Origin of the sequence: Nocardiopsis sp. NPDC007018 (assembly GCF_040635075.1) — a bacterium.
GTDB lineage: Bacteria > Actinomycetota > Actinomycetes > Streptosporangiales > Streptosporangiaceae > Nocardiopsis.
Window position 1 is genome coordinate 41,626 of record NZ_JBEYHA010000002.1, and the last position, 20,130, is coordinate 61,755.

At 71.6% G+C, this 20,130-nt stretch carries 17 protein-coding genes; 1 reads left to right on the forward strand and 16 read right to left on the reverse strand.

Features of this window, described 5'->3' with window-relative positions; all coding sequences use genetic code 11:
* Nucleotides 1-4: 4 nt before the first annotated feature.
* The 14 genes from ABZ635_RS01230 to ABZ635_RS01295 form a co-directional block, all read right to left on the reverse strand.
* Nucleotides 5-892 (reverse strand): DivIVA domain-containing protein, encoded by an 888-nt coding sequence (locus tag ABZ635_RS01230; RefSeq protein ID WP_357757030.1) that lies wholly within the window; start codon nucleotides 890-892, stop codon nucleotides 5-7.
* Nucleotides 893-1,019: 127 nt separating this feature from the next.
* The gene (locus ABZ635_RS01235; protein ID WP_357757033.1) at nucleotides 1,020-1,319 is read right to left on the reverse strand and encodes a YggT family protein; all 300 of its coding nucleotides are present in this window, start codon (nucleotides 1,317-1,319) and stop codon (nucleotides 1,020-1,022) included.
* Between the two features lie 39 nt (nucleotides 1,320-1,358).
* Entirely contained in the window at nucleotides 1,359-1,886 is a 528-nt protein-coding gene (sepF, locus tag ABZ635_RS01240) for a cell division protein SepF (RefSeq protein WP_357757036.1), read from the reverse strand.
* Between the two features lie 140 nt (nucleotides 1,887-2,026).
* A complete protein-coding gene (locus ABZ635_RS01245) occupies nucleotides 2,027-2,755 on the reverse strand; it encodes a YggS family pyridoxal phosphate-dependent enzyme (protein ID WP_357757039.1) in 729 nt (242 codons plus the stop codon).
* An 83-nt stretch (nucleotides 2,756-2,838) separates the two neighbouring features.
* On the reverse strand, nucleotides 2,839-3,558 hold the full coding sequence (gene pgeF, locus ABZ635_RS01250) for a peptidoglycan editing factor PgeF (RefSeq protein WP_357757041.1): 720 nt from the start codon (nucleotides 3,556-3,558) through the stop codon (nucleotides 2,839-2,841).
* A 158-nt stretch (nucleotides 3,559-3,716) separates the two neighbouring features.
* Nucleotides 3,717-5,165 carry a cell division protein FtsZ gene (gene ftsZ, locus ABZ635_RS01255; protein WP_357757044.1) on the reverse strand — a complete coding sequence of 483 codons (1,449 nt, stop codon included), beginning with the start codon at nucleotides 5,163-5,165 and terminating at the stop codon, nucleotides 3,717-3,719.
* Between the two features lie 456 nt (nucleotides 5,166-5,621).
* On the reverse strand, nucleotides 5,622-6,386 hold the full coding sequence (locus ABZ635_RS01260) for an FtsQ-type POTRA domain-containing protein (protein ID WP_357757047.1): 765 nt from the start codon (nucleotides 6,384-6,386) through the stop codon (nucleotides 5,622-5,624).
* Between the two features lie 12 nt (nucleotides 6,387-6,398).
* Nucleotides 6,399-7,853: a UDP-N-acetylmuramate--L-alanine ligase gene (gene murC / locus ABZ635_RS01265; RefSeq protein WP_357757049.1), complete on the reverse strand. Its 1,455-nt coding sequence runs from the start codon at nucleotides 7,851-7,853 to the stop codon at nucleotides 6,399-6,401.
* On the reverse strand, nucleotides 7,850-9,010 hold the full coding sequence (gene murG / locus ABZ635_RS01270; RefSeq protein ID WP_357757052.1) for an undecaprenyldiphospho-muramoylpentapeptide beta-N-acetylglucosaminyltransferase: 1,161 nt from the start codon (nucleotides 9,008-9,010) through the stop codon (nucleotides 7,850-7,852). Before murG ends, murC begins: the two co-directional genes overlap by 4 nt.
* Nucleotides 9,007-10,449 carry a putative lipid II flippase FtsW gene (ftsW, locus tag ABZ635_RS01275; protein ID WP_357757055.1) on the reverse strand — a complete coding sequence of 481 codons (1,443 nt, stop codon included), beginning with the start codon at nucleotides 10,447-10,449 and terminating at the stop codon, nucleotides 9,007-9,009. The genes murG and ftsW overlap by 4 nt, the downstream gene beginning before the upstream one ends.
* Before the next feature lie 164 nt (nucleotides 10,450-10,613).
* On the reverse strand, nucleotides 10,614-12,083 hold the full coding sequence (murD, locus tag ABZ635_RS01280; protein WP_357757058.1) for a UDP-N-acetylmuramoyl-L-alanine--D-glutamate ligase: 1,470 nt from the start codon (nucleotides 12,081-12,083) through the stop codon (nucleotides 10,614-10,616).
* Between the two features lie 4 nt (nucleotides 12,084-12,087).
* Nucleotides 12,088-13,161 carry a phospho-N-acetylmuramoyl-pentapeptide-transferase gene (gene mraY / locus ABZ635_RS01285; RefSeq protein WP_017544493.1) on the reverse strand — a complete coding sequence of 358 codons (1,074 nt, stop codon included), beginning with the start codon at nucleotides 13,159-13,161 and terminating at the stop codon, nucleotides 12,088-12,090.
* Entirely contained in the window at nucleotides 13,158-14,606 is a 1,449-nt protein-coding gene (gene murF, locus ABZ635_RS01290) for a UDP-N-acetylmuramoyl-tripeptide--D-alanyl-D-alanine ligase (RefSeq protein ID WP_357757061.1), read from the reverse strand. The genes mraY and murF overlap by 4 nt, the downstream gene beginning before the upstream one ends.
* 387 nt (nucleotides 14,607-14,993) lie before the next feature.
* Complete coding sequence (locus ABZ635_RS01295; RefSeq protein ID WP_357757063.1) at nucleotides 14,994-16,658, reverse strand: UDP-N-acetylmuramoyl-L-alanyl-D-glutamate--2,6-diaminopimelate ligase; 1,665 nt, start codon at nucleotides 16,656-16,658, stop codon at nucleotides 14,994-14,996.
* 96 nt (nucleotides 16,659-16,754) lie between these two features.
* Between ABZ635_RS01295 and mmuM the strand changes: the two genes are divergently transcribed.
* Complete coding sequence (mmuM, locus tag ABZ635_RS01300) at nucleotides 16,755-17,657, forward strand: homocysteine S-methyltransferase (protein WP_357757065.1); 903 nt, start codon at nucleotides 16,755-16,757, stop codon at nucleotides 17,655-17,657.
* 31 nt (nucleotides 17,658-17,688) lie between these two features.
* Here mmuM and ABZ635_RS01305 read toward each other — a convergent pair whose 3' ends face one another.
* Both ABZ635_RS01305 and ABZ635_RS01310 read right to left on the reverse strand, forming a co-directional pair.
* A complete protein-coding gene (locus ABZ635_RS01305; RefSeq protein WP_357757067.1) occupies nucleotides 17,689-19,665 on the reverse strand; it encodes a penicillin-binding protein 2 in 1,977 nt (658 codons plus the stop codon).
* Nucleotides 19,662-20,126 carry a hypothetical protein gene (locus ABZ635_RS01310; RefSeq protein ID WP_357757070.1) on the reverse strand — a complete coding sequence of 155 codons (465 nt, stop codon included), beginning with the start codon at nucleotides 20,124-20,126 and terminating at the stop codon, nucleotides 19,662-19,664. Before ABZ635_RS01310 ends, ABZ635_RS01305 begins: the two co-directional genes overlap by 4 nt.
* Between the last annotated feature and the right edge of the window lie 4 nt (nucleotides 20,127-20,130).

Below are 20,130 nucleotides of genomic sequence, written 5' to 3' on the forward strand. Positions count from 1 at the left end.
CGGGTCAGCGACGCTCGTGCGGGGCCTCACCCGGGTGGAAACCACCGTGCTGGGCGGGCTCGGGCTGACCGAACGGGCTGCCGCCGGGGCCGTGCTGCTGGAGCGCCGGGGACCCGCCGGACTGGGGCGCCATCGTCTGGAACCCGCCGGTGGTGTTCGGGTTGGGCTCGATCGACTTGCCGTCCTCGTTGAGCTCGCGCAGCTGACGCTCGAAGTAGTCCTTCAGACGGCTGCGGTACTCGCGCTCGAAGTCCTTGAGCACGTTGACCTTGTGCTCCAGCTCCTCGCGCTGCTGGACGAGGCTGCCCATGACCTGACGGTGGCGCTCCTGGGCGTCACGGTCGAGGTTCTCGGAACGGGCCCGGGCCTCACCGATGATCTGGTCGGCCTGGCGGCGCGCCTTGCCGAGGATGTCCTCGGACTCGTGGCGGGCGCGGCCGAGGGTCTCGTCCGCCTCACGGCGGGCGTCGGAGATCGCCTGGTCGGCGGTCTGCTGGGCCAGGGCCAGGACGCGGGCGGCCGTGTCCATGTTCTCCTCGCCGCCCATGGCGAGGTTGGCTCCGGTCATGCCCATCTGCGGCTGCGGCGCGGGCGGCTGGGGCTGCGGCTCGACGGGCTGCTGCGCCTGGACGGGCTCCGGGCGCATCTGCTCCATCTGCTGCGGGGCCTCGGGGGCCTGCTCCTGCTGGAAGTCCTGCATGCCCGCGTTGGGGACCTTGCCCCGAAGGCACTCGGCCAGTTTGCCGCGCAGTTCCTCGTTCTCCTGGATGAGGCGGTCCAGCTCGGACTCGACCTCGTCGAGGAAGGCGTCGACCTCTTCTTCGTCGTACCCCGGCCGGAGCCGGGTGGTACTGAACTGCTTGTTCCGCACATCAGCGGGTGTCAGCGGCATGTTCGTCTCCTTGGCGCGCTTGGAGTCTGTCCGTAGGGACGCTACCTGATCGTGACCTTACGGCAATCCAGATCATGACCAAGACCACATATCGGAATCCGGGCCGGTACTTTCCGTCCCCGATTCCCTACGCGAAGCTCACCATCAGAGCCCTCAGAACACTCTGAAGGATGATCACGACAAAGAAGAGAATCAGCACACTCAGGTCGAGTGCGACGCTTCCCAGCCGGATCGGCTTGATGAACCTGCGCAGGAACTTCAGTGGCGGGTCGGTGATCGTGTACACGATCTCGGCGAGCACGAGCACGAACCCGGTCGGCCGCCAGGTCCTGGAGAAGGACATCACCATCTCCAGAACCACCCGCGCTATCAGCACGAAGACAAACAGCTGAAGCAGTAGCAGCAGCACGTACAGGACCATACTCACGGTCGTTCCCCGACCCAATCTCTGGACAAATGTGATGATCTAGCTCTGATTGAAGAACCCTCGCTCGGCGATCCGCGCCTTGTCTTCGGCGGTCACCTCGACGTTGGCCGGGGACAGCAGGAACACCTTGTTCGTCACGCGTTCGATACTGCCATGGAGACCGAAGATCAGACCAGCCGCGAAGTCGACCAGACGCTTGGCGTCGCTGTCGACCATCTCGGTCAGGTTCATGATCACCGGCGTACCTTCCCGGAAGTGCTCTCCGATCGTACGCGCCTCGTTGTAGGTGCGTGGATGGAGCGTGGTGATCCGAGCCAGGTCGGCGGTTGAGGCTGTCGTGGTCGTTCCACCGCGCCGTTCACCCGTTCCCAGGTAGTCGCCGGTGTCCGTCACAGCGTCGCCTCGTGTTTCCTCGCCTCGTGGAGTGTCCGCGTCGCGGTCACGCCGCTCCTCCACGCCCTCGTCGAAATCGTCGAACTCATCATATTCGTCCGCATAGCGGTGATCGTAACGGTCGTCCTCCACGAGGCCGAGGTAGACCGCCATCTTGCGCATCGCGCCGGCCATCTCATGTCCTCCGTCGTCCCCGCGGCGTTCTCACCGCAGCCGACTCCTCCGTCGTTTCCAGCCCCTGCGCCCCGCCTCAGCGGGGTGTTCGTCCATTCGGGCGAACGCCACAGACGGGCCCCAAGGTCTATGTGGGGACATTACCCCACGATCGGTCCCCGAGCGCCAAGCAACGCCGTGCCGAGCCGCAGGTGTGTCGCGCCTCTTCCGACCGCGGCCTCCAGGTCCCCGCTCATCCCCGCGGAGACCACCGTCGCCTGAGGGTAGCGATCCCGAATCCGGCTCGCCACCTCGTACAGGACGGCGAAGGCGGCGTCCGGGTCGCCACCGAGCGGGGCCACCGCCATCACGCCCCCGAGTGTCAGCGCCTCGTGCGCGTCGATGTCGTCCGCGAGCGTCGGCGCGTCGGCCGGGTCCACACCGCCGCGCGGACCGAGCACCCCGGCCCGGGAGTCGGTGTCCAGGTTGACCTGGACCAGGCAGGTCAGGCTCCGTCCGGCCGCGGCCGCGCGGTCCCCGAGCGCCCGGGCCAGCTTCGCCCGGTCGACCGAGTGCACCACGTCGGCGTAGGAGGCCACCGAACGCGCCTTGTTGGTCTGGAGCTGGCCCACGAAGTGCCAGGTCAGGTCGAGGTCCGCGGTCTCGGCGGCCTTGGGGGCCGCCTCCTGGTCGCGGTTCTCCCCGACGTCGGTGACGCCCAGCGAGGCGAGAATGCGCACATCACTGGCCGGATAGGTCTTGGTCACGCCGATCAGCGACACCTCGGAGGGGTCGCGGTCGGCCCGCTGGCAGGCCGCCTCGATCCTGGCCCGCGCGGCCGTGAGGTTGGCGCGGACCCGCTCGGTGCGCTCGGGGTCGGTCTGTGACACGGTCGTTCGTTCCTTCTGGGTCGGAGAGGGTGCGCGTGACCGGAACCGGCCCCGGAGGGCGGCTCGGTCGGACGGCTCGGCGGTCAGGTGCGCCAGAGGAAGGAGGCGAACCGTCCGGTGGGCGCGTCGCGCCGGTGGGAGAAGAGTTCGGGGCTCTCCAGGGTGCAGCGTCCGTCGGCCGTGACGTCGGTGACGCCCGCCCGTCGCAGCTGGGCGGTGACCGCGGCGACCATGTCCACACCGGGGGTTCCCCGACGGGTTGTGGAGGCGGCCTCGGGGGTGCGTTCGGCGGTCTGGTCCCGGAGTTCGGCGGGGACCTCGTAGCAGCTGCCGCAGATCGCGGGGCCGAGGAAGACGGTGAGGCGGTCGGCACGGGCGCCCTGGGCGACCATCGTGTCGACGAGGTTGGCGGCGACCCCGTGCGCGGTGCCCAGACGGCCCGAGTGCGCCGCGCCCAGGACACCGGCCTCGGCGTCGACGGCCAGGACCGGCAGGCAGTCGGCGGCCATCGAGGCCAGGACCAGGTCGGACCGGGTGGTGACCACGCCGTCGCAGGTGCCGACCCCGCCGGGCTCCGTGGCCACGAGCACGTCGGCGCTGTGGACCTGGTTCATCCACACGACCCGGTCGACGTCGAACCCGAGCTCCTCGGCCGCCCGTGCGCGGTTGGCGGTGACCGCCTCGCGTGAGTCGCCGGAGCCCAGACCGAGGTTGAGCGAGTCGAACGGAGGCTGGCTCACGCCGCCCTTGCGTTCGGTGACGGCGGCACGGACTCCGTGCCCCAGGTCGATGACGTTGCCCATCGAAGCGACGTGGTCCTTCCCTGTGCCCGGCGGGGGGGCGGGAGCGGCGGCGGGATGGCGCCCGCCGTCCTCCGCCGCGCCCCGCCGAGGGCGGCGACGGCCCCGCCGCTGGTGGGTCGGGGCCGCTGACACGTCGATGGTACCGGGACCGCGCCGGACTACTTGAGGAACTCCGGCACGTCGAGGTCGTCGGGGTCGTCGAAGATGACCCGACGCCGTGGCGTGGGCACCTCGCCCCGGCGCTCGGAGACCTCCGAGACCGACTGGACGGGGTGGTCCGGCGTCTCCTGTTCGGCCTCGGCCTCAGCGCCGTCGGCCTCCGCCGCCGAGACCACCCGCACCGTCTCCGACTCGACCGCCTCGGACTCGCCCTGGAGCGGTTCGGCCGGGGCCTGGACCTGCGGCTCGGGACGGGCCGGCTCCGGCTCGACCGCGGGCTGGACCGGCGGCATCGCGGGCCGGGGCGCCTCCTGGACCGGCTGGGCCGGACGGGACGGGGTCATCCACGGCATGCTGCTGGCCGGCGCCCCGCTCGCGTCCGCGCCGGGGGGCGTCGCCTTCGTGGACGACTCCTCCCTGCCGGACGTGATGCCTGCCGTGGGGGCGACGGCCTCAGGAGGGTCCACCGGCTGGCGCTCCCGGGTGGCGGTACCGGTCGTCTCGGGTTCATCGAACCCCGCCGCGATCACGGTCACCCGGACCTCGTCGCCCAGGGCGTCGTCGATGACGGCGCCGAAGATGATGTTGGCCTCGGGCGCCGCGGAGTTGGCGACCAGCTGCGCCGCCTCGTTGATCTCGAAGAGTCCGAGGTCGGAGCCGCCCTGGATGGACAACAGCACACCGTGGGCGCCGTCGATGCTCGCTTCCAGCAGTGGTGAGGAGATCGCCAGTTCGGCGGCCGCGACCGCCCTGTCGTCCCCTCTCGCCGATCCGATCCCCATCAGCGCCGATCCCGCCCCGGACATGACCGACTTGACGTCGGCGAAGTCCAGGTTGATCAGGCCAGGGGTGGTGATCAGGTCGGTGATGCCCTGGACACCGGAGAGCAGGACCTGGTCGGCCGCCTTGAAGGCGTCCAGGACGCTGACCTGCCGGTCCGAGATGGACAGGAGCCGGTCGTTGGGGATCACGATGAGGGTGTCGACCTCCTCACGGAGCATCGCTATCCCCGACTCGGCCTGGGTCGCCCGCCGCTTGCCCTCGAATCCGAAGGGGCGGGTGACCACACCGATGGTGAGTGCTCCGAGGGAGCGGGCGATGTTCGCCACGACCGGGGCGCCGCCCGTGCCGGTGCCGCCGCCCTCACCCGCGGTGACGAAGACCATGTCGGCCCCCTTGAGGACCTCCTCGATCTCCTCGCGGTGGTCCTCGGCGGCCTTGCGGCCGACATCGGGGTTGGCGCCCGCGCCAAGGCCACGGGTGAGCTCGCGGCCGACGTCGAGCTTGACGTCCGCGTCGCTCATCAGCAGCGCTTGGGCGTCGGTATTGATCGCGATGAACTCGACGCCTTTGAGCCCCTCTTCGATCATTCGGTTGACGGCGTTGACACCGCCGCCGCCGATACCGACGACTTTGATGACCGCGAGGTAGTTCTGCGGTGCTGCCACGACGAGGGGCCTTTCCGCTCGCATACGCCGTTCCGTCACCGCGTCCGTCGGCCCTGGGGCCACGGGAGCGCCGGCGGTCCGGCATCCGGTTCTACAGTGTGCGTTTCGGGTACCCCCGCACAGCGCCCTGGGGCGACCGTGAGTGGGGGGACCCGGGGCCACCGAAGACCGTTCTGGAACGGTTCCCGTGTACCCCTGAAAGCGTGTCTTACTGCGTTGTTGACGTTGGTTGTGCTTCCCGACAGTAAGCGGACCGCCGAGTGCGAGCAACCGGTGACGAGTTCAGCCTAACGGCGTATAACGCGAGGAAGCGAAGTGCACACTCGGCGCGTCGCGTCTGGAATGTCCTCGTGGGAGCTTCGGTTCGGGGCGCGGAGCACCCGCTCGCGCCCCTTGTCCCCCGAAGCGGCTCTTGCCCCGGCTCGTACGGAGGTATCCCGTTCCTTGGGGCACGCTTCACCGGACGATGGCCAGATCGGGCGTCGCGACGTCGTAGACGCGACCTTCCTCGGGCGGGTGCTCACGCATCAGCACGCGCAGAACATCGCTCTTGCCCGCGGTGTCGTGCGCGTCTCCCCACTCCACGACCGAGCCGTCACCGAGTTCCACGGTGATGTGCCCGGTGTCGGTGGCGTCGATGAGCTGTATCTGGGCGATGAGGGAGTCCGGCGCCTCCTCGACGATGTCGGCGGCGGCGCGCACCGCCGTGTTGCCCTCGATCTCCCCGGTCACCCGGACCAGCGGGTGCGTTCCCGGCCGGTCGGCGGAGTCCTCGATGCGCACGCCGTCCCCGTCGACGAGCCGGTACTCCTCCCCCACCCGGATCGCGAGCAGGGGGCGGCGTTCGACCACCTCCACCCGGAGGGTGGCGGGCCACCCCCGGGTGACCTCGGCGGACTCGACCAGGTCGAGGCTCTCGGCGCGCTCGCCGCCCTGCTCCAGGTCGACCCGGACCAGCGGGGTGCCCGTCTCGACGGCCACGGCCGCGACCACCTCCTCCCGCGACACCCGGTCCAGGCCGGTGACCGCGACGTCGCGCACCACCAGCAGCCGGGAGCCGAGCAGAACCCACGTGACCACACAGACCAGGGAAACGACGAGCAGGACGGCGAAGGCGACCTTCCAGGGGTCCGACCCACCGCGTCCCCCGGCCCCGTCGCCGGTCGTGCCTTGGGCCCCGCCTCGTTCCGTGGTCTTCGCTCTGCTGCGGTCAGCGGCCACGTGGGTGCTCCTCTAGCTGGTCTCGGTACCTTCGGCGACCCGGGCCAGCTCCTCCACGATCAGCGGCCCCAGTTCGGTGACGTCGCCGGCGCCCATGGTGAGGACGATGTCCCCGGGGCTGGCCAGCGCCGCCGCCGTACGCACGGCGTCGGCCCGCTCGGGCACGTACCGGACGCGGTCGTGGGTGACCCGGGAGGTGATGAGCTCCCCCGTGACCCCGGGCTCGGGGTCCTCGCGGGCCGCGTAGACCTCCGTCACCACGACCTCGTCGGCCAGGCTCAGGGCGGTCGCGAACTCCTCGGCGAAGATCCGGGTGCGGCTGTACAGGTGGGGCTGGAACAGCGCCACCACACGGCCCTCGGGGATCTCCTCCTCGGAGTCCTCGGAGAAGGAGCGCAGGGCGGCGCGGGTGGCCCGCAGGTCGGCGTCGATCTCGGTGGGGTGGTGGGCGTAGCTGTCGTAGACGCCCACGCCGTTGCCCTCGCCCTTGAGCTCGAAACGGCGCGCGGCACCGGCGAAGTCGGCGACGCCCTCCACCGCGATCTCCAGGTCGTGTCCGAGTTCGTCGGCCACGGCCACGGCGGCGGCGGCGTTGAGGACGTTGTGCCGTCCGGGCACGGCCAGGGTGCCGTCGATCGGCTCGCCGTCGGCGGTGGTGAGGGTGAACTCGGTGGTGAAGCCGCGCGCGCGGATACGGGTGATCCGGTAGTCGGCGTCCTCGGCCTCACCGTAGGTACGTACCCGCTTGCCCCGCTCGCGGGCGAGTTCGGCGACGGTGCGCGCCCCGGGGTCGTCGATCCCGACGACGAGGGTCCGCTCCACCCGCTCGACGAAGTCCGCGAAGTTGGCGTGGATCTCGTCGATCCCGCTGTAGTTGTCCAGGTGGTCGGCCTCGACGTTGGTGACCACGGCGACCTTGGGCGAGAGCATGAGGAAGGACCCGTCGCTCTCGTCCGCCTCCACGGCGATGACCTCGCCGAGACCGGCGTCCGCGCCCAGGCCGGTGGTGACCAGCTTCCCGCCGATCACGTACCCGGGGTCGGCCCCCAGGTGTTGGAGGACCACGGTGACCATGGAGGTGGTGGTGGTCTTGCCGTGGGTGCCCGAGACCGCGACCCCCTCCCGGCCCAGCAGGAGCGCGCCCAACGCGGCCGCCCTGGGCAGGACCCGGATGCCCCGGGCGCGCGCCTCGGCGAGCTCGGGGTTGTCCTCGCGGATCGCCGAGGAGACCACCAGGGTGTCGGCCTTGCCGAGGTTCTCGGCGGCGTGGCCGACGAAGACCGCGGCGCCCATCCGTTCGAGCTCGCGCAGGGTCTCGCTGTCGCGGGCGTCGCTGCCCGAGACCTCGACCCCGGACTGGAGCAGCACGCGGGCGATGCCGGACATGCCCGCCCCGCCCAGGCCGATGAAGTGGGTGCGGCCGAGTTCGTCGACGGGGACCGGGTCGGTCGGGGTGACCAGGCTCATCGTGTGTCCTTCCCGTCGTCGTAGAAGGCGTCGTCGCCGTCGTCCTCGGACAGTTGCATCTCAGGGGTGGGCTTGTCGCCGCGGGCGATCGCCAGGACCTCTCGGGCCAGTTCGGTGTCGGCGTCGCGGCGGCCCATGCGGGCGGCCGCCTCCGACATGGCGACGACGCGGTCGGTGTCGGTGAGCAGCGGAATGAGCTGGCCGGTGATCCACTCGACCGAGACGTTGGCGTTCTCGACCATCAGACCGCCGCCCGCCTGGACGATCGGCTGGGCGTTCAGCGCCTGCTCCCCGTTGCCGATGGCCAGCGGCACGAAGGCGCCCGGCAGGCCCACGGCGGTGAGTTCGGCGCAGGTCATGGCACCGGAGCGGCACATCGCGACGTCGGCGGCGGCGTAGGCCATGTCCATGCGGTCCACGTAGGGGACGGCGACGTAGGGGACGCCGTCCTGAGTGAGGTCCTGGGGCTCGTCGGCGTTCTTGGGGCCGACCACGTGCAGGACCTGCACACCCGCCGCGCGGAACGCCGGGGCGGCCTGGAAGGCGGTCTCGTTGATGCGCTGGGCGCCCTGGGAGCCTCCGAAGATCAGCAGGGTGGGCAGGTCGGGGCGCAGACCGAAGTACGTGCGCGCCTTGTCGCCCATGGCCAGCCGGTCCAGCGAGGTGATCTGCTGGCGCAGCGGGATGCCGATGAAGCGGCCGTTGCGGATCTGGGTGTGGGGGTGGCCGGTGAACACGTGCGGGGTGAGGCGCGCGCCGAGCCGGTTGGCCAGGCCCGGGAGGGGGTTGGCCTCGTGCACCACGATGGGGACGCGTCGGCGCCGGGCCGCCAGGTAGCCGGGGGTGGCCACGTAGCCGCCGAAGCCGACCAGGACGTCGGCCTGGAGCTTGTCGAGCTGCTCCCCCGCGGCGCTGAGGGCCCCGGCCAGCTTGCCGGGGACCGTGAGCAGTTGCGGGGTGAGCCTGCGCGGCAGGGGGACCGCCGGGATCAGGCCCAGTTCGTAGCCGCGCATGGGGACGAGCCGGGTCTCCAGACCCCGCTCCGTTCCCAGGCAGAGGATCTCCGTGTCGGGTTCCACGCGCCGGAGCGCGTCCGCTAGGGAGAGTGCGGGCTCGATATGCCCGGCCGTGCCGCCTCCGGCGAGGGCTACCCTCATCGTCGCCGATTCCTCCTTGGCCGATCACCCGCCGGGACCGGTCCGCTCTTGTTCTTGGCCGTGGTCTTGGTACCACTGCGTGCGCCGCGCTCACCCGTCCTGCGTGGGGTGCGCGGCGCCGTGGTGCGCTTGGAGGGCGCCGAACCGCTCTGATTCCGGACGGAAGCGACGATGTTCTCCAGACCAAGCCAGCTTAGAGCCCTTTGGGCCCGGCTGGGACCCCGGGCCGCCAGGGCCTTCTGGGCCTGGGGTTCGTGGCGGGCCATCGCGAGCAGCACCCCGAGCGCGATCATCGTGGGGATGAGCGCGGAACCGCCGTAGGAGACCAGCGGCAGCGGGATGCCGGTGACGGGGACCAGGCCGATGACTGCGGCGATGTTGATCATGGACTGACCGATGATCCAGGTCACGATGGCGAAGGACGCCAGACGCGCGAACGGGTCCTTGACCCGGAAGCCGATGCGCAGCCCGGCGAAGCCCAGCATGCCGAACAGGCCGAGGACCAGCAGGGAGCCGATGAGTCCGAACTCCTCGCCGATGATGGCGAAGATGAAGTCGGACTCGGCGAAGGGCAGGAAGCCCCACTTCTCCCGGCTGGCGCCGATGCCGACCCCGAAGATCCCGCCGGTGCCGAGGGCGTAGAGGCCGTGCAGGGACTGGAAGCCGGAGCCGCTCGGGTCGGACTCGGGGTCGAGGAAGACGGCGATGCGGGTCATACGGAAGGGCTCGATCGCGATGACGATCGCGGCCAGTCCCAGGACCAGGCCGAACATGGCGACGAAGAGCCGCGCGGGAGCGCCGACCACCCAGAGCAGGCTCAAGAAGATGAGCAGCAGCACCAGGGAGGTGGACAGGTCCGACCCGAGCAGGACGAGGAGGACGAGCAGGCCGCAGCCGGGCACCAGCGGGATGAGCAGGTGGCGCCACTCGGTGAGTTCCCTCAGCTCCTCCTTGCGCGCCAGGATGTTCGCGCCCCAGAGGGCGAAGGCGAGCTTGGCGGGTTCGGAGGGCTGGATGACCAGTCCGCCGATCTCCAGCCACCGCATGGCTCCGTTGATCTCGGTGCCCTGGAAGGCGGTGAGCAGGAGCAGTGCCACGGACAGGATCATGGCCGGGTAGCCGACCATGCGGAAGACCCACACGGGCAGCTGGGAGGCGATCACCATGAGCGGCAGGCCGATCATGGCCGAGACCATCTGCCGCTGGACCACGGAGAAGGCCGACCCGGTCTCGGTGATGGAGTTGACCATGGTCGAGGACAGCACCATGACCAGGCCCAGCGAGATCAGCATCACCGCGGTACTGAGCACCAGGTAGTAGGAGGTGAGGGGGCGGTCCAGGGACCGGGCCCACTCACGCCAGAGACCGCGTTCGCGGCCACCGGCCGCCGTACGTTCCCGGGTACGGGACACCCCGGGAACCGTTGTCGTCGCCGCCATCCACACCCTCCGCACGATTCGCGCCTCAATACTTGCGTACCGGCGGGTCGGGAACCGTGGACATTTCCCGCGTGTTGGCCATCTTTGGCGGCGGGCGGGGTGCCCCGCGACACACCGGAGGCCGCCCGCGCGCCGGAGGTGACGCACGGGTGGCCTCCGGTGACTCAGCGCAGGCGCAGGACGGCCTCGGCGAAGAGGCGGCCGCGCTCCGGGTAGTTGGTGAACATGTCCATGGAGGCGGCGGCCGGGGCGAGCAGCACCGTGTCCCCGTCGCGGGCCAGGTCGGCGGCTCGGGCGACCACCGCGTCCATCACCGTGTGACCGGCGGGCGCGTCGGGCTCGGGTCCCTCCACCTCCACCACCGGCACGTGCGGGGCGTGCTCGGCCAGGGCCTCGCGGACGCGCTCGCGGTCGGCGCCGATCAGCACCGCGCCGCGCAGGCGGGCCGCCGCACCGGCGACCAGCTCGCCGACCTCGGCCCCCTTCAGCAGGCCGCCCGCGATCCACACCACCGACGCGTAGGAGTTCAGCGACGCGGCCGCCGCGTGCGGGTTGGTGGCCTTGGAGTCGTCGACGTAGTCCACGCCCGCGACCGAGGCCACGTGCGCGATGCGGTGGGGTTCGGGGACGAAGGCGCGCAGCCCGGCCCCGACCGAGGCGGGAGCGACCCCCACCGAGCGGGCCAGGGCGGCGGCGGCCAGGGCGTTGGCCACGTTGTGCGGAGCGGCGGGCCGCACGTCGCCCAGGGTGGCGAGCTCCTCGGCGCTGCTGTGCGGGTCGTCGACGAAGGCGCGGTCCACCAGCAGGTCCTCGACCACTCCGAGCTCACCCGCGCGCGGTGTGTCCAGGCGCAGCCCCACCACCGGGGTGTGCGGGTCGCCCTCCTCCTCGGCGAGCCGCGCCGACCAGGCGTCGGCGGTGTTGACGACGCGGACGGTGCCGCGGGCGAACACCCGGCCCTTGGCGCGGGCGTAGGGCTCCAGGCCGCCGTGCCAGTCCAGGTGGTCGGGGGCGACGTTGAGCACCACGGCCGCGTGGGGCCGGACGCTGCTGGACCAGTGCAGCTGGAAGCTGGACAGCTCCACGGCCAGGACGTCGTGCACGTGACCGTCCTCGTCGGGCAGTACGGCGTCCACGATCGGGGTCCCCACGTTGCCGACGGCGAGCGCGTCGCGGCCGTCCGCGCGCAGGATGGACTCCAGCATGCGCACGGTGGTGGTCTTGCCGTTGGTGCCGGTGATGGCGAGCCACACCTGGTCCGCGGGCCTGAGCCGCCAGGCCAGTTCCACGTCGCCGATGACCTCCACCCCGGCCTCGGCGGCGCGGAGCAGGAGCGGGGAGTCGGGGCGCCACCCGGGCGAGGTGACCACGAGGTCGCAGTCCTCGGGCAGCGGCGTGGAGCCCAGGACGACCTCGGCACCGGCCTCGGTCAGGGGGGCGGCCACGGCCCGGGTGGTGTCGTCGTCCCGGCCGTCCACGACGACGACGCGGGCCCCCCGCGCCAGGAGTGCCCTGGCGACGGGGGGCCCGGAGACACCCAGACCGGCGACGCACACGCGCGCGCCCTCGAGGGCGTTCCCACCCTCGGCGGGGGCGGCGGTGCGGGAGCTGTCGGAAGGTTGCTGGTGCGGCATGCCTCTAGCTTGGCATCCATTCCAGGTAGAAGAGTCCGATCGCGATCGCCATGAACAGGCCCTGGATGATCCAGAACCGGATGACGATGGTGGTCTCCGCCCACCCCTTCAACTCGAAGTGGTGCTGGAGCGGCGCCATGCGGAACACCCGTTTGCCGGTGAGGCGGAACGAGGTGATCTGGATCATCACGGACATGGTGATGATGACGAACAGGCCGCCGATGAGCAGCAGCAGGAGCTGGGTGCGGGTCGTGATGGCCAGACCCACGATGAGACCGCCCAGGGCCAGCGAACCGGTGTCGCCCATGAAGATCTTCGCCGGCGGGGCGTTGAACCACAGGAAGCCGATGCACGAGCCGAGCACCGCGGAGGCGACCACGGCCAGGTCCAGGGGGTCGCGGACCGTGTAGCAGCTGGAGGTGAGCGCCTCCACGCAGGACTGGCGCAGCTGCCAGTTGCCGATGATGACGTAGGCGGCCAGCGACAGGATCGTGGCACCGGTGGCCAGGCCGTCCAGGCCGTCGGTGAGGTTGACCGCGTTGGAGAAGCCCACGATGAGGAACAGCGCCCAGATGACGAACACGCCGATCATCAGGGGCGGGCCGAAGTCGCGGAGGAACGACAGCTGGGGGGCGGCCGGGGTGTAGCCGTAGCCGTTGGGGAACTGGGTGACCCCGTAGGCGAAGCCGACGCCGATGACGGCCTGGCCGACCATCTTCGCGCCGCTGCGCAGGCCCAGGCTGCGGCGCTTGTAGATCTTGATGAAGTCGTCCAGGAAGCCGACACAGCCCATACCGACGAACAGGAACATGACCAGGAGGCCGGAGGCCGTGGGCCCGGACGCGGCCGGTTGGATCGCCCACAGCAGCAGGTGGGAGCCGAAGTAGCCCACCACCGCGCCGAGGATGATCACGATGCCGCCCATGGTGGGCGTGCCCTGCTTGGTCTTGTGGCCCTCGGGTCCGTCGTCGCGGACCTCCTGGCCGAACTTGAACCGGTACAGGAGCTTGATGAGCGGCGGCATCAGCACCATGGAGATGATCAGCGAGAGCCCCGCCGCGATGGTGATGCCGATCACTGGACATCACCCTTGGTGATGAGGTCGATGACCCTTTCGAGCGCAGCCACGCGCGATCCCTTCACAATGACAACGTCTCCTGTGCGCATCCGTTCGCGCACCGCGTCGGCTGCCGCCTCCGCGTCGGGAACCCGGATGCTCTCACCGTGCCACCGCCCCTGCTGGGCGGCGCGTTCGGCTCCGACTGCGATCCCCTCGGCCTCCGCGCCGACCACGACGAGGTGGGCCACTCCGGCCTCGGCGGCCAGCTCCCCCACGCTCTCGTGTTCGGCCCGTCCGTCATCGCCGAGCTCGGCCATGTGGGCGAGCACCGCGATGGACCGGCGGTCCCGGGCGAGCGCGCCCAGGGTGGTCAGCGCCGCCCGCATCGACTCGGGGTTGGCGTTGTAGGCGTCGTTGACGAGGGTGGCACCGTGGTGTTCGGTGACCTCCATACGCCAGCGGCTGACCGGGGTCGCCGCGCCGAGGGCGGCGGCGATGTCTTCGATGTCCATCCCGAGGTCGTCGGCGACGGCCGCCGCGGCCAGCGCGTTGCCGACCTGGTGGGCACCGACCAGCCCCAGCCGGACCGGGGCCGTGCGGCCGCGCAGGCGCAGGGTGAAGGACGGGGCGCCGTCGGCGCCGATGACGGTGTCCGTGGCGCGCACCTGGGCGTCCTCGGCGGTGCCGTAGAGCACCACGCGGGCCCGGGTGCGCGAGCTCATGGCGCGCACGAGCGGGTCGTCGGCGTTGAGCACGGCCAGCCCGCCCTCGCCGCGCCGGTCGCTGCCGGGGGGCAGGGACTCCACCAGCTCGCCCTTGGCCCGGGCGATGGCGTCCCGGCCGCCGAACTCGCCCATGTGGGCGCTGCCGACGTTGAGCACCACGCCGATCCGGGGCGGCGCGACGCGGCACAGGTGGGCGATGTGCCCGATGCCGCGCGCCGCGACCTCCAGCACGAGGTTCTTCGTGCCGGTGTCGGCGCGCAGGACCGTGAGCGGGTGGCCGATCTCGTTGTTGAACGAACCGGCGGGCGCGACGGTCGGACCCAGGTTGGCGACGACCTGCGCGATGAGGTCCTTGGTGGTGGTCTTCCCGGAGGAGCCGGTGACCCCCACGACCTCGGTGGTGTCCCTTCCGCGCCCGGGGTCGCCGAGTTCGGTGGCCACGTGCCGGGCGAGTCGGGCCAGGGCCGCCACGACCTCGTCGTCGCCCCCGTCCACCAGCAGGTGGGGTGCGTCGACCGGGCGCGAGGCCAGGACCGCGACGGCTCCGGCGGCGACGGCGGAGGCGGCGTAGTCGTGTCCGTCGACGCGTTCACCGCTCAGCGCGACGAAGAGCGCTCCGGGCGCCACCTGTCGGGAGTCGATGACGACGGGGCCGTCGACGACGGCGTCGGGGCGCGCTGATCCGCCGATGGCGGTTTGGGTGATCTCAGCGATCCGATCGAGCGTGAGCGCGATCAAATCCACTCCTCAGGTCAGGCCCGGCCCACGGCGCCCCAAGGGCATTGGCCACCCGGCCTCGGGATCGGGTCAGGGGATGGCACCGCGGATACCGTGCGCGCGGTGCCGCGCCGGGCCACGGACTCCGGCTGGTACCGGGCCGCGGGCGCCTGGGTGGGCGGCACGTGTCGGGCTGCGATTGCCGGACCTACCTTAGAACATGTTGGGGCGTCTGGGGTCCCGGCAGGGCCCTGTGCGGAGCAATATGCTCCACTTCGTGATCGGCGACACCTCACGCGCGTACGATTCGCGCACGTCGCGACGGCGCACGCCACCGGGACGCGGTCTGGGACCGCGTCCCGGAAAGAGGTCGTCACCCTCCACGGCGCGTCTCGGGTGTGTCGGGCGTCAGGCCTCGTCGGGCGCGCGGTGGACGTCCTGGAGGGCCTGGCCGAGGCGTTCGCTGGAGCGGGTGCGCAGGGCGTCCTCGATGGCGCCCCGCAGGACCTCGCGGTCGTCGAAGGGCAGCACCTCGCCCTTGACGTACTGACCGGTCTCGTGCCCCTTGCCCGCGACCACGACGACGTCGCCGGGGCCGGTCCGGTGCACGCCCAGACCGATGGCCTCGGCGCGGTCGAACTCCACGGTGACCCGCGCGCGCTGGTCCTCGGGGACCTTGGCCACGCCGTCCAGCATCGCCGACGCGATGGACACCGGGTCCTCGCCGCGCGGGTTGTCGTTGGTGATGATCAGCTGGTCGGCCAGGCGCGCGGCGGCCTCGCCCATCAGCGGCCGCTTGGCCCGGTCGCGGTCACCGCCGCAGCCGACCACCATGGTGATCTGGCCGTCGGTGGTCTCCCGCAGCGCGCCGAGCACGGCCTCGATGGCGCCGGGCTTGTGCGAGTAGTCCACCAGGGCCGCGAAGTCCTGGGGGCCCGAGGCGCCCCTGACCTCGACCGGCTCCATGCGGCCCGGAACCCCGGGCGCCGCGGCCACACCCGCGATCGCCGTCTCCATGGGCACGCCCGCCTCGACCAGGCCCACGACGGCCGCCATGGCGTTGGAGACGTTGAACGGCCCGGGCAGCCCCACCGAGGCGAGGGCCTCCATGCCGCCCGGACCCACGATGCGGAAGGTGCTGCCGGTGGCGCCGAGCTCGACGTCCACGGCCGTCCAGTCGGCGGCCATGGCGTGCTCCGCACCGGCGTCCGAACCGCCCTCCACGGCGAAGGTGGTGACGGGGACCGCGCCGCGGCCCTGGACCATGTCCACCAGGGCGCGGCCGAACCGGTCGTCGACGTTGACCACCGCGATGTCGCAGTACTCGGGGGTGAACAGACGCGCCTTGGTGTCGAAGTAGTCGCGCAGGTCCGAGTGGAAGTCCAGGTGGTCCTGCGAGAGGTTCGTGAAGATCGCGACGTCGTACCGGGTCCCGCCGACCCGGCCCAGGGCCAGGGCGTGGCTGGAGACCTCCATGGCCGCGGCCGACGTCCCGTGCTCGCGCATGACCGCGAACAGGCCGTGCAGGTCCGTGGCCTCGGGCGTGGTCAGCGAGGAGGCGACCCGCTCGTCGCCCACCCGCATCTCCACGGTACCGACCAGGCCCGTGCTCATCCCGGCCTGCCGCAGGCCGGACTCGATCAGGTAGGTGACCGTGGTCTTGCCGCTGGTGCCGGTGGTGCCCACCAGGAGCAGTTCTTGGGCGGGGTCGCCGTAGACCCAGGCCGCGGCCGTTCCCAGCACGGCGCGGACGTCCGGCACGACCAGCACGGGCAGGCCGGTCGCGGCGGCGCGGTCGGCGCCCGCCGCGTCGGTGAGGACGGCCGCCGCCTCGGCGTCGGCCACCTGTTGGGAGAAGTCGGCGCCGTGCGCGCGGGTCCCCGGCAGCGCGGCGTACAGGTCGCCCTGCCGCACCTTGCGGGAGTCATGGGTGATACCGCGGACATGGATCTCCCTGTCGGGCATGTCCGCTGGACGGTCCGCGCCGAGGTCGGGGCGCAGGAGAGCGGCGTCCGGACCGAGCAGCGCTGCGAGGTCGGACAGTGGACGGAGTCTGGCGTGTTCAGGTCGCATTACCGGTGGCACGTGTGGAGGTTAACGGCTGCGGGGGTCCCGCCGGTAATTTCCACGCTGCCCAGGGGTGATACTTCGGTCGGAGGAGGTACCGCCATGACGGAGCCGTCACGACCGCTCGTGCTGGACGGGGGTCTGGCCACGAGCCTGGAGGCGCGCGGCCGCGACCTGTCCGGCGGCCTGTGGTCCGCCCGCGTCCTGGTCGAGGAGCCGGAACTCGTCGCCCGTGTCCACCGCGAGTACTTCGCGGCGGGCGCCGACGTCGCCATCACCGCCAGCTACCAGGCCGGTGTGGAGGAGCTGACGCGGCACGTCCACTCGCGATCCGAGGCGCTGGCGCTGCTCGCCCGTTCGGTCGGGCTCGCCCTCGCCGAACGCGACGCCCACGGCAGCGGATTCGTGGCGGCCGGCGTGGGCCCCTACGGGGCCGCCCGAGCCGACGGCTCCGAGTACACCGGCGACTACGACCTCGACGAGGACGACCTGTTCCACTGGCACCGGGAACGGTGGCGGGTGCTCACCGACAGCGGCGCCGACCTGGTGGCCTGTGAGACCCTGCCCTCGCGCGCCGAGGCCAGGGCCCTGGCCCGGCTCCTGGAGGAGACGCCGCACGTGCGGGCGTGGTTCTCCTTCTCCTGCTCGGACGCGGCGCACCTCGCCGACGGCACGCCGCTGCGCGAAATGGCCGCCGAACTCGCCGCCCTCGACCGTGTCGTGGCCGTCGGTGTCAACTGCGTGCCGCCCGGCGACGTGCCGGGGCTCCTGCGCGAGGTCGCCCTCGCCGGCGCCCCCGGCGCGGCCTACCCGAACTCCGGAGAGCGCTGGGACGCCGCGGAGCGGCGGTGGACCGGGGTGACGGACCCCGTGGACTTCGGGCGGGCCTCCGCCGGCTGGGTCTCCGACGGAGCCGTCCTGGTGGGCGGCTGCTGCCGCACCGGACCGGAGCACGTACGCGCGGTCCGGGACGCGGTGGACGCCCTCCCCGTCGACGCTCCGTAGCCCGGGCCGGGTACCCGGCCCGGGCGCGGGGTCAGCGGTCCTCCTCCTCTTCGAAGAGGCGGATGGCGGGGGGCTCGGTGTCCGTCGGCGGAACCTTCATGGTCTTGAGGGCGAAGGACATGATGTCGTTGAACACCGGTCCCGCGGCCTCGCCGCCGTAGTAGGTGTCCTTCGGGTTGTGCAGGACCACCTGGACGACGAGCTCGGGGGCGTCGGCGGGCGCGAACCCGGCGAAGGTCGCCGTGTAGCCGCCGCCGTCGTACCCGCCCGTCTCCGGGTTGATGCGGTTGGCCGTGCCGGTCTTGCCCGCGACCCGGTATCCCTCGATGCGCGCCTGCGGGGCGGTGCCCTCGTCGCTGGTGACCGCCTCCAGCATCAGGGCGAGCTGGTCGGCGGTGTCCTCGCTGACGATCCTGGTCCTCTCCGGCGCCTCGGAGGGGGTGAACTCCCCGTCCGTGTCGACGGTCCCGGCGATGAGCCGGGGCTCGACCCGGACCCCGCCGTTGGCGATGGTCGCGTAGACCGACGCCATCTGGGCGGCGTTCACCGAGAGTCCGTGCCCGATGGACACCGAGGGGAGCTGGGTCCCCCACCAGTCGTCGGGGTCGGTGAGCACGCCCGACTCCTCTCCGGGAAGGGCCAGGCCGGTGGGCTGCCCCAGACCGAAGTCCTTCATGTAGGAGTGCAGCACCCCGGCCTTGACCTGGTCGGCGATCTTGATGGTGCCCACGTTGCTGGACTGGGCCATGATCCCGTTGACGGTGAGCCGCTGGGTGCCGTTGTTGGTGGAGTTGCGGAACGTCTGGTCGTAGTACTGGAGGGTGTACGGCACCGTGTACACCGTCTCCGGTGTGGTCAGCCCCTCCTCCAAAGCGGCCGCGAGCGTGATCACCTTGTTCGTGCTGCCCGGCTCGAAGGTCTCGGCCACGGCACCGTTGGACCACTCCTCCGGTCCGGTGGCGTCGATGTCGTTCTGCGAGTAGGACGGGTAGTCCGCCATCGCGAGGATCTCCTGGTCGGTGTTGGTGACGATGGCGCTGCCGCCCTCGGCGTCCAACTCCTCCACCCTTTCGGCCAGCGCCTGCTGGACGAACCACTGGAGGTCGCGGTCCAGGGTCAGGCGCACGTCCTGGCCGGGCTCCGGCTCGCGCACCAGCCCTCCCGCCATGGGGATCTGGGTACCGTCGTTGCCCACCTCGACCTGGCGCTTGCCGGACTCACCCGCCAGTGTCGAGTCGAGGTAGCCCTCCAGGCCCTCCAGACCGTGGCCCTCCGAGCCCACGAAGCCGACCAGGTCGGCAGCTCCGGTCTCCTCCGGGTAGACCCGTTCGTAGTCCACCTCGGCTCCCACCCCGGACAGGCCGAGTTCGCGCAGGTCCTGCCAGTCGCCCGGCGAGACCCTCTTGGCCACCACCTGGTAGCGGCTGGGAGCGGCGTCGACCTTGGCCCCGACCTCCTCCCGGTCCAGCTCGAACCGGGAGACCAGTTCGTCCACCAGCTGGTCGCGCTGCTCCTCCTCGACCTCCTCCGGGTCGACGAAGACGGTGCGCACCTCCACCGACAGGGCGAAGGGGTTGCCCGCGGCGTCGGTGATCTGCCCGCGCAGAGTGGGGATGTCGATGGTCTGGAGGCGCAGGTTGGCGGCGGCCTCGGCGTAGCGCTCGGCGTCCACTCCCTGGATCTGGGTGAGTCTTCCCGCGAACAGCAGGAGGATCACCACGATGATGGCCCCGCCGATCTTGATGCGCTTGTTCGGATCGCCCTGCTGGAAGGTGCGGCGCAGGAGCGGCGGCGGGGGCGGCGGAGGCGCGGACGTACGCCGGGGCCGCTCCCCGCCCCTCCTCACCTCACGCGCGGTGCCCCTGCGGCCGGTGCCGGAACCGGTACGGGCGCCGCTGGCCGGACGCCGGGGCTCGCGCTGGGGGCGCTTGCTGGGGCGGGACCCGGAGCGTCCGGCGGCTCCGGGCCCTCGGGGGTCTCGGGGACGCCGGTCGCGGGGGTTGCTCACTCTCCGCTCCCAGCGGTCCCGGTGCCGGCCCCCGTACCGCCGGAGACCTCACCGCTGTCCGGGTCGAGGAAGAGGGGCGCGTCCCCCTGTTCCATGCCCATGCCCTCGGCCTCGCTCGCGATGCGCTCGGAGGTCTCCAGGTGGGCCACGGACTTCTCCAGCTGCTGCTCCACGTAGGACATCTCCCGGTTCTCCGACTGGAGACTGGTGATGGTGTACGCCTCCTGTGCGACGACGCTGCGCAGCACGAGGAGCGCCACCAGCGCCCCGCCGAGCAGGCACAGGATGAGCAGCACGAAGGGGATCTTCGGTGCGGGGCCGGTACCCGCGGGGCGGGCGCTGCCCGGGTTGGCCGCCGGGCGCGCCGGACGTCTGGGCGCGGCGGGGCGCTTGGCGGCCCCGGTACGCCTGGTCGTCGTGCGCTCCCTGGTGGTACGGCGTGTGTCCGTCTTCGTGCCCATCTGG

Bases quoted from the DNA above. Each gene is read 5' to 3' on its own strand.
- murC (WP_357757049.1), bottom strand. From the start codon at position 7,853: ATGAGCCTGGTCACCCCGACCGACCCGGTCCCCGTCGACGAACTCGGC.
- murD (WP_357757058.1), bottom strand. From the start codon at position 12,083: ATGCCGCACCAGCAACCTTCCGACAGCTCCCGCACCGCCGCCCCCGCC.
- ABZ635_RS01230 (WP_357757030.1), bottom strand. From the start codon at position 892: ATGCCGCTGACACCCGCTGATGTGCGGAACAAGCAGTTCAGTACCACC.
- mmuM (WP_357757065.1), top strand. From the start codon at position 16,755: ATGACGGAGCCGTCACGACCGCTCGTGCTGGACGGGGGTCTGGCCACG.
- pgeF (WP_357757041.1), bottom strand. From the start codon at position 3,558: ATGGGCAACGTCATCGACCTGGGGCACGGAGTCCGTGCCGCCGTCACC.
- murG (WP_357757052.1), bottom strand. From the start codon at position 9,010: ATGAGGGTAGCCCTCGCCGGAGGCGGCACGGCCGGGCATATCGAGCCC.
- sepF (WP_357757036.1), bottom strand. From the start codon at position 1,886: ATGGCCGGCGCGATGCGCAAGATGGCGGTCTACCTCGGCCTCGTGGAG.
- ABZ635_RS01310 (WP_357757070.1), bottom strand. From the start codon at position 20,126: ATGGGCACGAAGACGGACACACGCCGTACCACCAGGGAGCGCACGACG.
- ABZ635_RS01295 (WP_357757063.1), bottom strand. From the start codon at position 16,658: ATGCGACCTGAACACGCCAGACTCCGTCCACTGTCCGACCTCGCAGCG.
- ftsW (WP_357757055.1), bottom strand. From the start codon at position 10,449: ATGGCGGCGACGACAACGGTTCCCGGGGTGTCCCGTACCCGGGAACGT.